The sequence below is a fragment of the Streptomyces beijiangensis genome (assembly GCF_017315755.1).
GTDB classification, from domain to species: Bacteria; Actinomycetota; Actinomycetes; order Streptomycetales; family Streptomycetaceae; genus Streptomyces; species Streptomyces beijiangensis.
In genome coordinates, this window is record NZ_JAFLRJ010000150.1 from 1 (window position 1) to 13,649 (window position 13,649).

A 13,649-nucleotide genomic window follows, 5' to 3' on the forward strand; every position below is an offset into this window, starting at 1 on the left:
CTTCCGGCCTCAGACCACCCTTCCGGCCTCAGACCACCCTTCCGACCGTACGTACGCCCAGGGGGACCCTCACCATGTCCGAACACCCGACACAGCCGCCCCAGCAGCCCGTGCTGCAGCTCAAGGAACTGACCCGCGTCCACGGCAGCGGCGCCACCGAGGTGCACGCCCTGCGCGGTATCAACCTCGATGTCTTCCCCGGTGAACTCGTCGCCGTCATGGGCCCCTCGGGCTCGGGGAAGTCCACGCTGCTCACCATCGCGGGCGGTCTCGACGTCCCGACCTCGGGCCAGGTGATCGTCGAGGGGACCGACATCACCACCTCGGGCCGCAAGGTGCTCGCCGCGCTGCGCAGGCGCTCCATCGGTTACGTGTTCCAGGACTACAACCTCATCCCCGCGCTCACCGCTGCCGAGAACGTCGCCCTGCCGCGCGAACTCGACGGCGTCTCCGCGCGCAAGGCCCGCGCCGAGGCCATGACCGCACTGGAGGAGATGGATCTGGCGCATCTCGCCGACCGCTTCCCCGACGAGATGTCCGGCGGCCAGCAGCAGCGCATCGCCATCGCCCGCGCCCTGGTGGGCGACCGCCGGCTGGTCCTCGCCGACGAGCCGACCGGCGCCCTGGACTCCGAGACCGGCGAATCCGTACTCGCTCTGCTGCGTGCCCGCTGCGACGCCGGAGCGGCCGGAGTCCTCGTCACCCATGAGCCGCGCTTCGCGGCCTGGGCGGACCGGGTGGTCTTCCTGCGCGACGGCGCGGTCGTCGACCAGACCGTGCGCAGCGACGCCGAGTCCCTTCTGACCGGCCAGGCGGCCGAGCTGTGAACAACTGGTTCCATTCCTGGCGTGCCGCGGTCCGTATAGCCCGCCGCGACGCCTGGCGCTTCAAGGGCCGCAGCTTCCTGGTCCTCGCCATGATCGCGCTGCCGATCCTCGGTGTGAGCGCCGCCGATCTGACCGTGCGCAGCTCCGAACTCTCCGCCGAACAGAAGGTGGCACGTTCCCTGGGACGGGCCGATGCACGCATCAGCGACCCGAACATGGGCGGCGTCGCCATCGCCCAGGACCCCTCCGGCGATCAGAGCATGCCGGCGAAGGACATCAAGGACGGCGAGTCCTGGCCCGAGGGCAAGACCGACCTCTCCAAGATCGTCCCGGCGGGTGCCAAAACCCTTGAGGACACGACCGGTTCGGGAAAGTTCCGCACCACGCACGGGCTGCTGAACGCGGACATCCGTGAGCTGAAGGCCACGGACCCCATGGCCGAGGGCATCATGGACCTCTCCGAGGGACGGTTCCCGGAGAAGGCCGGCGAGGTCGCCGCCACCACGCACTTCCTGGAAGCCAGCGGGCTGAAGGTCGGCTCGTCGCTCGCCGCGCGCGGGGTGGAGGGCACCAAGTATCTGATCGTCGGCGCGTACGAGCTGCCCAGCGGCCTCAAGACCGACCAGATCAACGCGCTCCCCGGCACGCTCATCGACCCGCTCAACAAGGCGCTCACCGCGGTCGAACTGCCCACTTCGGGCAAGAACATCACCCAACTGGTCACGGTGACCGGTGGTTTCACGTGGAACATGGTCAAGGAAGCCAACGCCAGGGGCGTCACGGTCGCCTCGCGCATGGTGGCCATCGACCCGCCCGCCCGCTCCGAGGTTCCGCTGTACCAGAAGGAGGGCTGGGGCGACTATCAGGAGAGCACGGCGGCCAAGGCCGCGATGCTCGCCGCTGTCGGCACCATCGTCGGCCTTGCCGTCCTGGAGATCTGCCTGCTCGCCGGACCCGCGTTCGCGGTCGGCGCCCGGCGCTCGCGCCGTCAGCTCGGACTGGTCGGCGCCAACGGCGGTGAGCGCAGGCACATCAGGGCCATCGTGCTCGCCGGCGGTCTGGTGATCGGCCTGGCCGCCGCCGTCGTCGGGACCGTCCTCGGCATGCTCCTCACCTTCGCGCTCCAGCCCCTGCTGGAGGACTACATGGGCAAGCGCTTCGGCAGCTTCGACATACGTCCACTGGAGCTCCTCGCCATCGGGGCGCTCGCCGTCTTCACCGGGCTGATGGCGGCGATCGTGCCTGCCATCACCTCGTCACGGCAGACCGTCCTGGCCTCGCTCACCGGCCGCCGCGGGGTGCGCCGCTCCAGCCGCGTGCTGCCGGTGATCGGTCTGATCGCGGTCGCGCTCGGTGCGGCGATCGCCCTGTACGGATCCACGATGTCCAGCTCCTCGCTGATCGTCGCGGGCGGCAGCGCCCTCGCCGAACTGGGTGTCGTCGCCCTCACCCCGGCCCTGGTCGGCCTGTTCGGCCGGGCCGGACGCATCCTGCCGCTCTCTCCCCGGCTGGCGCTGCGCGACGCGGTGCGCAACCGGGGGCGCACGGCCCCCGCGGTGGCCGCGGTGCTGGCCGCCGTCGCGGGCACGGTCGCGGTGGCGACGTACACGGCGAGCACCGAGGCCCAGTCCAAGGCCGAGTACCAAGCGGGGCTGCCCTATGGTGCCGTCTCCATGACGACCACCGAGGCGGGCGGGCGCGATGTGCCGCAGATGCGCGACGCCGTACAGAAGGACCTTCCGGTGGACGTCAGGGCCGATGTGGACCGGATCGTCGTCGGGAAGGCCAGCTGCGACTCGTACAGCGACGAACCGGGCTGCGGCCGGTACGAAGTGGTCGTGCCCAAGGTCAATGTGTGCCCGCTGTGGGCCCCTTCGGCCGATGGCCAGGACACCTCGTCGAAGTTCAGCGTGGAGGAGCGGCGCAAGCTCGGCAAGGACTGGCGCTGCCTGCAGAATCCCGGTGGCAGCATCGAGACCCAGGACGGTGTGCTGGTCGGCGACGCGAAGTTGCTGAAGGTGCTCGGCATCAACGACGCGGCGTCCGTACAGGCCCTGTCCCAGGGGCAGATCGTCTCCTTCGACAAGCGCAATCTCACACCCCAGAAGAAGATCGACATCCGTCTGATCACCGATCCCAAGGCCGCGGACAACGCCGCGTCCAAGGGCAAGGACGCACCGGGCGCGATCAAGTCCTTCAGCGCCCACCAGGCTTCGGGGTCCCCGAAGACCTACGGCATCACCATGATCGTGCCGCCGTCCGCCGCGAAGGCCGTGGGGATCGCCACGGTCCCGCTCGGTGCGTACTACACGACGGACCAGATGCCCAGCAGCGCCCAGAAGCAGCGTCTTGACAGTGACATCGACAAGCTCGGCACCGAGGTCAGTCTGCACATCGAGAAGGGCTACACCCCCGAGAACAGCATCGTTCTGCTCGCGCTGACCGTCTTCGCCGGACTGATCACGATCGGCGCCGCCGGTATCGCCACCGGACTCGCCCAGGCCGACGCGGAGGCCGACCTCAAGACGCTCGCCGCCGTGGGCGCGGCGCCCCGGGTGCGCAGGACCCTCAGCGGGTTCCAGTGCGGGGTGGTGGCCGTGATGGGTGTGGTGCTCGGCTCGGCTGCGGGCGTACTGCCCGCGATCGGGCTGAGGTTCACCGAGAAACGCCAGCAGTTGGACTGGTACCACCAGGCCATGGACCAGGGATACGGCTCGATGAACCCGCTCCCTTACGTCCCGGTCGTCGTCCCCTGGGCCACTCTCGCCGCCCTCCTGATCGCCGTCCCGCTGGGCGCGGCGCTGCTCGCGGCACTGGTCACGCGCTCGCACGGGGCGCTGTCCCGCCGGGCTGCTGTCTGACCGCGGTCCGGGCCTCCTGTGCCCCCGTACGAGGGTGGATCACCCTCGTACGGGGGCACACCGTCATGTGAGTCACGTGTACGAGAGAATGTCTGCATGGAGATGCCGAGGAGTGAACGGTCGGAACGGTCGCAGGAGCACCCGCAGGTCCTTGTGGTGGGCCAGGACGGGATGGCGCTCGGTGGCGGCGCCGGCGGCGGTGACGAGTCGCGCGAGGTCCCAGTGACAGAGATGGTCGAACAGCCGGCGAAGGTCATGCGCATCGGCAGCATGATCAAGCAACTACTGGAGGAAGTCCGTGCGGCTCCTCTCGACGAGGCGAGCCGAGTACGCCTCAAGAACATCCACGCCAGTTCGGTGAAGGAGCTGGAGGACGGCCTCGCCCCCGAGCTGGTCGAGGAGCTGGAACGTCTCTCCCTGCCGTTCACCGACGAGGCGATCCCCTCCGAGGCCGAACTGCGTATTGCGCAGGCCCAGTTGGTGGGCTGGCTGGAGGGCCTCTTCCACGGCATCCAGACGGCCCTGTTCGCCCAGCAGATGGCGGCCCGCGCCCAGCTGGAGCAGATGCGCCGCGCGCTTCCCCCGGGTTCGGGCGGCCACGACGACGATGACGACGACGCCCACGGAGCGGTCCGCTCGGGCCCGTACCTGTAGTCGTCTCCGCAGTCGTCCACAGGGGGTGGGGGAATCCAGCCGTTCCCCCACCGCCCGCCGCGGCCCATACTCACCAGATGACCACCTACGACGCCGTCGTCCTCGCAGGCGGAGCGGCCAGACGGCTCGGCGGCGCCGACAAGCCCGGTCTCACCGTCGGCGGCCGCGCCCTGCTCGACCGGGTGCTCGCCGCCTGCGCGGGGGCCGGGTCGACCGTGGTGGTCGGCGGCCGGCGTACCACCGCGCGCCCTGTCACCTGGGTACGCGAAGACCCGCCAGGCGGTGGCCCTTTGGCCGCGCTCGACGCGGGAATCCGGGCCACGCGAGGCGACCTGATCCTCGTACTCTCCGCGGATCTGCCCTTCCTCGACAAGCAGACCGTGGCCACCCTGCTCGCCGCCCTCGACAGCGGCACTCAGGAAGCCGCCCTGCTCAGCGATGCCGGCGGCCGGGACCAGCCCCTTGTCGCCGCCTACCGCGCGGAGCCCCTCCGCCGCGAACTGGCCCTTCTCGCCGCCGAACACGGGGGCCTCAGCGGGCTCCCCCTCCGGCTGCTCACCGCCGAACTCGACCTCGCCCGTATCTCCGCCGATCCGGCCCAGCCGCTCGCGTCCTTCGACTGCGACACCTGGGAGGACATCGCGACGGCGCGGGCCCGCATCAGGGAGCATGGACACGTGCTGGATGAATGGATCACCGCAGTCAAGGCCGAACTGGGCATCGAGCTCGACGTCGACACCGGCGTCCTCCTCGACCTGGCCCGCGATGCCGCACACGGCGTCGCCAGGCCCGCCGCGCCGCTGACCACCTTCCTGGTGGGATACGCGGCGGCGAAGGCGGAGAAGGACGGACCCGAGGCCGTCGCCGAGGCGGCCCACAAGGCCGCGACCCTCGCCAACCAGTGGGCCGCAGAGGCGAACGAGGCGGGATGACCGAGACACACGGCCCTGAGGACACCGACGTCGACGAGGCCCTCGCGCTGGCGAACACCGCGGTGCGGACCACCCTCCCGCAGCCGGCCTCCCCCGAGCGCCACCGGGCCACCCCCTGGTCCGAGGCCCGCGCCCGCTCCGCGCTGGCAGGCCGCTCCATGCCCGTACGGACGCGGCGCACCCCCCTCGGCGACGCCCTCGGGCAGATCCTCGCCGAGCCCCTCACCGCCCTCACCGACCTCCCGTCCTTCGACACCTCCGCGATGGACGGCTGGGTCGTGGCGGGGCCCGGACCCTGGCGGATCCAGCAGGACAGCATCCTCGCGGGCCGCGCCGCGCCCGGCCCCCTCACCGACGGCGATGCCGTACGCATCGCCACCGGGGCCCGTATCCCCGCCGACGCCACCGCCGTCATCCGCTCCGAACACGCCCGCACCGACGAGGCCGGACGGCATCTGCACGCCCGGCGCGACGTCGTCCCCGGTCAGGACATCCGCCCGCGCGGCCAGGAGTGCCGCTCCGGCGAGCATCTGCTGCCCACCGCCTCGCTGGTGACCCCGGCGGTGCTCGGCCTCGCCGCGGCCGCCGGTTACGACACACTGCTCACCGTGCCCCCGCCGCGCGTCGAAGTGCTCGTCCTGGGCGACGAGTTGCTGACCGAGGGCCTCCCTCACGACGGACTGATCCGCGACGCGCTGGGCCCGATGATCGGTCCCTGGCTGCGTTCCCTCGGCGCCGACGTCATCGCCACCCGCCGTCTCGGGGACGACGCCGACGCCCTCCTCAAGGCCGTCACCACCTCGGACGCCGACCTGGTCATCACCACCGGCGGCACCGCGGCGGGCCCCGTCGACCATGTCCATCCGATCCTGCGCAAGGCCGGCGCCGAGCTGCTCGTCGACGGGGTCGCCGTCCGCCCCGGGCACCCGATGCTGCTGGCCCGGCTGGCGACAGGACGCCACCTCGTGGGGCTGCCCGGCAACCCCCTCGCGGCCGTCTCCGGGCTCCTCACCCTGGCCGCGCCCCTGCTTCGTACACTCTCCGGCCGCGAAGCCCCGGCGCCGACGGATTCGTACGCGTACAGCGTCCCCGTACGCGACGATGTGCACGGCCATCCGCACGACACCCGCCTCGTCCCCGTCGTGCACCGCGAGGACGAGGCCGTACCGCTGCACTTCAACGGGCCCGCGATGCTGCGCGGAATCGCCGCGGCAGACGGGCTCGCCGTCGTGCCTCCCGGTGGTGCGCGGGCCGGACAGGAGCTCGAAATCATCGATCTGCCGTGGACCGGGGAGTGTTTCACGTGAAACTTTCCGGCCATGACGCCCTCGACCGCCAGGTGGGCGAAGCTCTCGCCACCCGGCGTATCAAGCTGCCCCGCCGCGTCGTCGAACGCCCCCTGCGCCAGGTCGGCAGACGCGTACTGATCGCGCTGGCCGTCCTGGTGAGCACCGCGCTGATCGTCTGGGTCGACCGCTCCGGCTACCACGACAACGCCGACGGCAAGGTCGACCTGCTCGACGCCTTCTACTACGCCACGGTCACCCTCTCGACCACGGGTTACGGCGACATCGTCCCGTACAGCGACACCGCCCGGCTGACCAACATCCTTGTGATCACGCCCCTGCGCGTGCTCTTCCTGATCATCCTGGTCGGCACCACTCTCGAGGTCCTCACGGAGCGGACCCGGGAGGAGTTCCGGCTGAAACGCTGGAGGACCCAGTTGCGTGACCACACCGTCGTCATCGGCTTCGGCACCAAGGGCCGTTCGGCGATCCAGACCCTCTGCGCGACGGGTCTCAAGAAGGAACAGATCGTCGTCGTCGACCCGAGCGCGAAGGTCATCGAGGCGGCCAACGCGGACGGGTTCGTCGGTGTGGTGGGAGACGGGACCCGCAGCGACGTACTGCTGCGGGCCGAACTGCAGCGGGCCCGCCAGATCGTCATCGCCACCCAGCGCGACGACACGGCGGTACTGGTCACCCTCACCGCGCGCCAGCTCAACCGGGGAGCCAAGATCGTGGCCGCGGTCCGCGAGGAGGAGAACGCGCCGCTGCTGAAGCAGTCCGGCGCGGACGCGGTGATCACCAGCGCCAGCGCGGCGGGACGCCTGCTCGGACTCTCCGTCCTCAGCCCCAGCGCGGGCACGGTGATGGAGGACCTGATCCAGCAGGGCAGCGGACTCGACCTGATCGAACGGCCGGTACGCAAACCCGAGGTCGGCAAGAGCGTCCGGGACGTCGAGGACCTGGTGGTGACCGTGAAGCGCGGCCACCGGCTGCTGGGTTACGACAACCCGGAGGCGAGCCCCTTGCAGGCCACGGACCGGCTGATCGCGATCGTCCGGGTGTCGGCGGCATCCGGAGTCACACCGTAGGGCGGCAGCGGGGGCGGAGTAGCCTCGCGGGCATGCATGCGATCACGATCCCCGAGCCCGGCGGTCCCGAGGCGCTTGTCTGGACCGAAGTCCCCGATCCTGTGCCCGGCGAGGGCGAAGTCCTCGTCGAGGTGGTGGCCGCAGCCGTCAACCGTGCCGATGTACTGCAGCGGCAGGGCTTCTACGAGCCGCCACCCGGTGCCTCCCCCTATCCCGGCCTGGAGTGCTCCGGGCGCATCACCGCGCTCGGTCCCGGAGTCTCGGGATGGGCCGTCGGCGACGAGGTGTGCGCGCTGCTGAGCGGCGGCGGGTACGCCGAGCGGGTGGCCGTCCCGGTGGGGCAGCTGCTGCCCGTGCCGGACGGGGTCGACCTGGCCACGGCGGCGGCGCTGCCCGAAGTCGTCTGCACCGTGTGGTCGAACGTCTTCATGGTGTCCCATCTGCGGCCCGGCGAGACCCTGTTGGTGCACGGCGGCGCGAGTGGCATCGGCACCATGGCGATCCAGCTGGCCAAGGCGGTGGGGGCGCGGGTCGCCGTCACCGCGGGCGCTCCCGACAAGCTCGCGCGATGCGCTGAGCTCGGTGCGGACATCCTGATCGACTACCGCGAGCAGGACTTCGTGGAGGAGATCCGCAAGGCGACCGACGGGGCCGGTGCGGACGTCATCCTCGACATCGTCGGGGCGAAGTACCTGGACCGGAACGTGCAGGCGCTCGCCCTCAGCGGGCGCCTCGCGGTGATCGGGATGCAGGGCGGAGTGAAGGGCGAGCTGAACCTCGCGGCGCTGATGGCGAAGCGGGCGGCCGTGACGGCCACCTCGCTGCGGGCCCGGCCGCTGGAGGAGAAAGCGGCCATCGTCGCCGCCGTACGGGAACACGTCTGGCCGCTGATCTCGGCGGGCCGCGTCCGGCCGGTCGTGGACCAGGAGCTCCCCCTGTCGGATGCGGCAGCGGCCCATCGCGCGCTGGACGCCGGCACACACGTGGGCAAGATCCTGCTGCGCGCCTAGACGGCCTTCGGCCGCTTGTCCTCAATCGCTGGACGGGCTGAAAATGCCCGTCCGGCGATTGAGGACCGGGGGTCCGGGGGCAGCGCCCCCGGCAACGGACCCGCGGCTTACAGCCCCCGCAGCAGCACCGCCGGCTGCTCGACACAGTCGGCGACATGGCGGAGGAAGCCGCCCGCCGTCCCCCCGTCGCACACCCGGTGGTCGAAGGTCAGCGACAGCTGGACCACCTGCCGGACCGCGAGTTCACCGCCGTGCACCCAGGGCTTGGTCACGATGCGTCCCACCCCGAGCATCGCCGCTTCCGGGTGGTTGATGATCGGCGTGGAGCCGTCGACGCCGAACACGCCGTAGTTGTTCAGCGTGAAGGTTCCGCCGGTCAGATCGGCGGGGGTGAGCGACCCGCTTCTGGCCGCCTCCGTCAGTCGCGCGAACTCCTCGTTGAGCGACTCCGTCGTACGGCCGCCCGCGTCGCGCACTACCGGCACGACCAGACCGCGCTCCGTCTGGGCCGCGAAGCCCAGATGGACGGCAGGCAGCCGCACGATCTCCCTGGCCTCCATATCCACCGTGGAGTTGAGCTCGGGGTAGCGGGCGAGCGCGGCCGTACAGATACGGGCCAGCAGGGCCAGGACCGAGATCTTGGGGGAGGCTGCCGCGTTCATCGCCGCCCGCGCCGCCATCAGTTCGGTCGCGTCCGCGTCCACCCAGCAGGTCGCGTCCGGTATCTCGCGCCGGCTGCGGGAGAGCTTGTCGGCAACCGCGCCGCGCACACCCCGCAGGGGGATGCGGGACGGGTCGGGTCGCCGTACCGTCTGCTCCGCCTCCGGGCGCCGTATCGCCTGCTCGACGTCGGAGCGCAGGATCAGCCCTTCCGGGCCCGAACCCGTCAACTCCCGCAGATCGAGGGCGTTCTCACGGGCCAGCCGGCGCACCAGGGGGGAGATGACCGGTACCGGGCCCACATCACGAACGGCCTGGACCGGGGCAGGCTCCCGTACCGGAGCCACCCGTACCGGAGCTGACGTCACCGGAGCCGACGTCACCGGTGCGGCGACCGGCTTGATCCGGCGGCGGCGCGTCGCAGGCGCCCCCGTGCCGTACCCGACCAGGACGTTCCCCGAGGAGTCGTCGCCGGAGGAGCCTTCCACCGACGGGCCGTCGGCAGGCCCCACCGCGACCGTCAGCAGCGGTGAACCGACCGGCAGTTCGGACCCCTCCTCGCCGAAGCGCGCCGTCACCACACCCCCGTAGGGACACGGCACCTCCACCAGCGCCTTCGCCGTCTCGACCTCGACCACCGGCTGGTCGACGGCGACCACATCGCCCACCGCGACCAGCCAGCGCACGATCTCCGCCTCGGTCAGTCCCTCACCGAGGTCCGGCAGCCTGAACTCCAGGCTTCCCATGTCAAAAGCGTGCGGCATCACGCCTCCCACTGCAGCCGTGCCACCGCGTCGAGGACCCGGTCCACGCCCGGCAGATGGTGCCGCTCCAGCATCGGCGGCGGATAGGGAATGTCGAATCCGGCGACCCGCAGCACGGGTGCCTCCAGATGGTGGAAGCACCGCTCGGTCACCCGGGCGGCTATCTCCCCGCCGGGACCGCCGAAGCCGGTGGACTCGTGGACCACGACCGCCCGGCCCGTGCGCCGTACCGACGCGCACACCGTCTCGTCGTCGAAGGGCACCAGGGACCGCAGGTCGACGACCTCCAGGTCCCAGCCCTCCTCCTTGGCCGCCTCGGCCGCCTCCAGGCAGACCGGCACGGAGGGCCCGTACGTGATGAGCGTGGCGCTGCGCCCGGTGCGCCGCACGACCGCACGGCCGATGGGCTCGACCGGATGCGGCGACCAGTCCGCCTTCGACCAGTAGAGCCGCTTGGGCTCCAGGAACACCACCGGGTCGTCGCAGTCGATCGCCTCCCGCAGCAGCCCGTACGCATCGGCGACCGTCGCCGGTGCGACGACCTTCAGCCCCGGGGTCGCCATGTAGTACGCCTCGGAGGAGTCGCTGTGGTGCTCCACCCCGCCGATCCCGCCCCCGTACGGCACCCGCACCACGATCGGCAGCGGCATCGCACCGCGCGTGCGGTTGCGCATCTTCGCCACATGGCTGATGAGCTGCTCGAAGGCCGGGTACGCGAAGGCGTCGAACTGCATCTCGACGACCGGCCGCAGCCCGTACATCGCCATCCCGACGGCCGTCCCCAGAATCCCCGCCTCCGCGAGCGGGGTATCCGTGCACCGGTCCTCGCCGAACTCCTTGGCGAGCCCGTCGGTGACCCGGAAGACCCCGCCGAGCGTCCCCACGTCCTCACCGAGCACATGCACCCGCGCGTCCTCGGCCATCGCGTCGCGCATCGCGCGCTGCAGGGCCTGCGCCATCGTGGCGGGCTTCGCTGCCAGTGTGGCCGCCGCTGTCATCGTCCTGCCCCGGCTTCCAGTTCGTCGCGCAGCATCGCGGCCTGCTCCCTCAGCTGGGAGGTCTGCTCGGCGTAGACATGGGCGAAGAGCTCCATCGGATCGAGCACCGGATCCGCGTTCATCCGCGCCCGCAGGTCCGCCGCCATCGTCTCGGCGCCCTCGCGCACGGTCCGTATCGTCTCCTCGTCGAGGAGCCCGCGCCCGGTCAGCTCCCGCTCCAGCAGGTCCACCGGGTCGTGTGCGCGCCAGGCCTCGACCTCCGCGTCGCCCCGGTAGCGGGTCGCGTCGTCGGCGTTCGTATGGGCCTCCATGCGGTACGTCACCGCCTCCACCAGCGTCGGACCGCCGCCGGACCGTGCCAGGCGCATCGCCTCGCCCAGCACCTCGTGGACCGCCGCCGCGTCGTTCCCGTCGACCAGCCGGCCCGGCATTCCGTACCCGACGGCCTTGTGGGCCAGGGACGGGGCCGCGGTCTGCTTGGCCAGCGGGACGGAGATCGCGAAGCCGTTGTTCTGTACGAGGAAGACGACCGGGGCCTGCCAGACAGCGGCGAAGTTCAGCGCCTCGTGAAAATCGCCCTCGCTGGTCCCGCCGTCGCCGACCATGGCCAGGGCCACCACGTCGTCCCCCGCCAGGCGGGCGGCGTGCGCCAGGCCCACCGCATGGGGGAGCTGTGTGGCGAGCGGTGTGCAGAGCGGGGCTATCCGGTGCTCCCGCGGGTCGTAACCGGTGTGCCAGTCGCCCCGCAGCAGCGTCAGGGCCTCCACGGGGTCCAGGCCGCGCGCCACGGCCGCCAGGGTGTCCCGGTAGCTCGGGAAGAGCCAGTCCTGCTCCTGCAGTACCAGCGCGGCCGCGATCTCGCAGGCCTCCTGGCCGGTCGACGAGGGGTAGACGGCGAGGCGGCCCTGCTTGGTGAGGGCGGTGGCCTGCGCGTTGTACCGACGGCCTCGCACCAGGCCCTCGTACAGCCGCCGCATCAGAGCGGGGTCGAGCGGGGAATCCGTACCGAGACCGAGCACCCGGTACGGCTCGGTGTCCGGGAGCAGGGGCGCGGGATCGGTGCGCAGCGTGAATGCCGGGTAGGCAGCGGCTGCACCGGGCAGCTCTTGGACCGTCATGTCAGACACCTCCTCGTGGGAGCGGGACGGCGCAGCGAAATGTGATGCGCCTCACCTACCGATTGTTCGGTCGAGAGCGCATTTTGGCTACAGGCGCCTCCAGCCTGTGGACAAACGGTTCTCCACAGCCTGGGATAGAGGCAGGTCGTCCATGGCAGGGAGGCGGGGGACATGGCAGATGAACAAATGGCCGACGCGGCGGAGGTCCCCCCGGCGCGCCCGCTCGATGCCATCGACCGATCCATCCTGCGGATGCTCCAGACGGACGGCCGCGCGTCCATCCGCTCCGTGGCCGAGACCGTCCATGTCTCGCGCGCCAACGCCTACGCGCGGATCAACCGGCTCATCGACGACGGGGTGATCCGCGGCTTCAGTGCCCGCGTGAACCATGAACGCGCGGGCCAGGGCGCCTCCGCGTACATCACTCTCAAGATCGTCCAGAACTCCTGGCGCACGGTCCGCAGGCAGCTCCAGGAGCTGCCTGGCGCGGCCCACATCGCCCTGGTCAGCGGCGATTTCGACGTACTCCTGCTGGTGCACAGCGAAGACAACCGGGCGCTGCGCGAGCTCGTCCTGACCAGGCTGCAGTCGATACCCGAAGTGCTGTCGACGCGCACGCTGCTGGTCTTCGAGGAGACGGATCTCGACCCGACGGGACCTCAGGACCCTACGAGCCGTACTTCTTGAGGAAGGCCTGCACGGTCGCCCAGTTCGCCGGATCGTCGAGCAGCGAAACCCCGTGCTGGGAGGTGCCCTTGACGTAGGAGAGCTTGTTCTCGGGCGCCTTGGTGCTCGCCTTGTGCAGCTCCTGCGCGGCCCGCGCGAACTCGCTGTCGTACTCGCCCGCCATGTACAGCACCGGTGTGGTGAGCTTGGGTGCGGCCGCCGACGCGTCCATGTCGCCGTAGACCGCCGGCCCGGACAGCGAGACCACCGCATCGGGCTTCGGCTTGAGCACCGTGGCCGCCTCGATCACGGCGGTGCCGCCCTTGGATGCGCCCATCAGAAGCAGCTTCGTCACTCCCTTGGTACGCAAATAGGCTGCGCCGCCCACCAGTTCGGACACCTCGGAGCCCGTGGAGTTGACGGCGAGCACGCGATAGCCGCTCTTCCCCAGCTCTCTCGCCTTGACCACCCACTGGCAGACGTCGCCGTCGGCCTGATGGGCGAGGAGGATGCCTGTGGTGCCCGAGCCGGTCAGGAAGCCTCCCGTGTCCGTGGACTCTGCGCTCTTGAAGGAGACGGATCCCGTCTTCGCCTCGGCGGCGTTGAGGCAGCCGAAGTCCTCCGCTTTCGAGGCACCCGCGGACGCGGACGCGCCCGATTTCGCGGAATCCTTGCCGTCACCGCCCCCGCCACCGCTCCCACAGGCGGTCAGCGAGGCGCCCGCGAGCAGCACTCCGGCACAGATCAGGGCAGGAAGACGTACGGAAGCGGCCATGAGGCTG

At 71.0% G+C, this 13,649-nt stretch carries 12 protein-coding genes; 8 read left to right on the plus strand and 4 right to left on the minus strand.

Annotation, left to right across the window (positions count from 1 at the left end):
* The first annotated feature begins 74 nt into the window (after positions 1 to 74).
* From J0695_RS16505 to J0695_RS16535, 7 genes are all read left to right on the plus strand, one after another.
* Positions 75 to 827 carry an ABC transporter ATP-binding protein gene (locus J0695_RS16505; RefSeq protein WP_206962814.1) on the plus strand — a complete coding sequence of 251 codons (753 nt, stop codon included), beginning with the start codon at positions 75 to 77 and terminating at the stop codon, positions 825 to 827.
* Positions 824 to 3,688 carry an FtsX-like permease family protein gene (locus J0695_RS16510; protein ID WP_206962815.1) on the plus strand — a complete coding sequence of 955 codons (2,865 nt, stop codon included), beginning with the start codon at positions 824 to 826 and terminating at the stop codon, positions 3,686 to 3,688. Before J0695_RS16505 ends, J0695_RS16510 begins: the two co-directional genes overlap by 4 nt.
* Positions 3,689 to 3,784: 96 nt before the next feature.
* The gene (locus tag J0695_RS16515; RefSeq protein WP_206962816.1) at positions 3,785 to 4,342 is read left to right on the plus strand and encodes a bacterial proteasome activator family protein; all 558 of its coding nucleotides are present in this window, start codon (positions 3,785 to 3,787) and stop codon (positions 4,340 to 4,342) included.
* A 77-nt stretch (positions 4,343 to 4,419) separates the two neighbouring features.
* Complete coding sequence (locus J0695_RS16520; RefSeq protein WP_206962817.1) at positions 4,420 to 5,274, plus strand: NTP transferase domain-containing protein; 855 nt, start codon at positions 4,420 to 4,422, stop codon at positions 5,272 to 5,274.
* Positions 5,271 to 6,581 (plus strand): molybdopterin molybdotransferase MoeA, encoded by a 1,311-nt coding sequence (locus J0695_RS16525; protein ID WP_206962818.1) that lies wholly within the window; start codon positions 5,271 to 5,273, stop codon positions 6,579 to 6,581. Before J0695_RS16520 ends, J0695_RS16525 begins: the two co-directional genes overlap by 4 nt.
* Positions 6,578 to 7,651: a potassium channel family protein gene (locus J0695_RS16530; RefSeq protein WP_206962819.1), complete on the plus strand. Its 1,074-nt coding sequence runs from the start codon at positions 6,578 to 6,580 to the stop codon at positions 7,649 to 7,651. The genes J0695_RS16525 and J0695_RS16530 overlap by 4 nt, the downstream gene beginning before the upstream one ends.
* A gap of 32 nt (positions 7,652 to 7,683) precedes the next feature.
* Complete coding sequence (locus J0695_RS16535) at positions 7,684 to 8,661, plus strand: NAD(P)H-quinone oxidoreductase (RefSeq protein WP_206962820.1); 978 nt, start codon at positions 7,684 to 7,686, stop codon at positions 8,659 to 8,661.
* 107 nt (positions 8,662 to 8,768) lie between these two features.
* Here J0695_RS16535 and J0695_RS16540 read toward each other — a convergent pair whose 3' ends face one another.
* Genes J0695_RS16540 through pdhA form a run of 3 tightly spaced genes read right to left on the minus strand, consistent with a single transcriptional unit; the run spans position 8,769 to position 12,201 of the window.
* Positions 8,769 to 10,067 (minus strand): dihydrolipoamide acetyltransferase family protein, encoded by a 1,299-nt coding sequence (locus J0695_RS16540; RefSeq protein WP_206962821.1) that lies wholly within the window; start codon positions 10,065 to 10,067, stop codon positions 8,769 to 8,771.
* A 17-nt stretch (positions 10,068 to 10,084) separates the two neighbouring features.
* Positions 10,085 to 11,083, minus strand: a complete 999-nt coding sequence (locus J0695_RS16545) for an alpha-ketoacid dehydrogenase subunit beta (protein ID WP_206962822.1) — start codon at positions 11,081 to 11,083, stop codon at positions 10,085 to 10,087.
* Positions 11,080 to 12,201 (minus strand): pyruvate dehydrogenase (acetyl-transferring) E1 component subunit alpha, encoded by a 1,122-nt coding sequence (pdhA, locus tag J0695_RS16550; RefSeq protein WP_206962823.1) that lies wholly within the window; start codon positions 12,199 to 12,201, stop codon positions 11,080 to 11,082. The genes J0695_RS16545 and pdhA overlap by 4 nt, the downstream gene beginning before the upstream one ends.
* Positions 12,202 to 12,372: 171 nt before the next feature.
* Here pdhA and J0695_RS16555 point away from each other — a divergent pair, with 171 nt between their 5' ends.
* Positions 12,373 to 12,888 (plus strand): Lrp/AsnC family transcriptional regulator, encoded by a 516-nt coding sequence (locus J0695_RS16555; RefSeq protein WP_372445785.1) that lies wholly within the window; start codon positions 12,373 to 12,375, stop codon positions 12,886 to 12,888.
* Here the strand turns inward: J0695_RS16555 and J0695_RS16560 are convergent.
* Complete coding sequence (locus tag J0695_RS16560; protein WP_206962824.1) at positions 12,869 to 13,642, minus strand: alpha/beta hydrolase family protein; 774 nt, start codon at positions 13,640 to 13,642, stop codon at positions 12,869 to 12,871. The genes J0695_RS16555 and J0695_RS16560 overlap by 20 nt on opposite strands.
* Between the last annotated feature and the right edge of the window lie 7 nt (positions 13,643 to 13,649).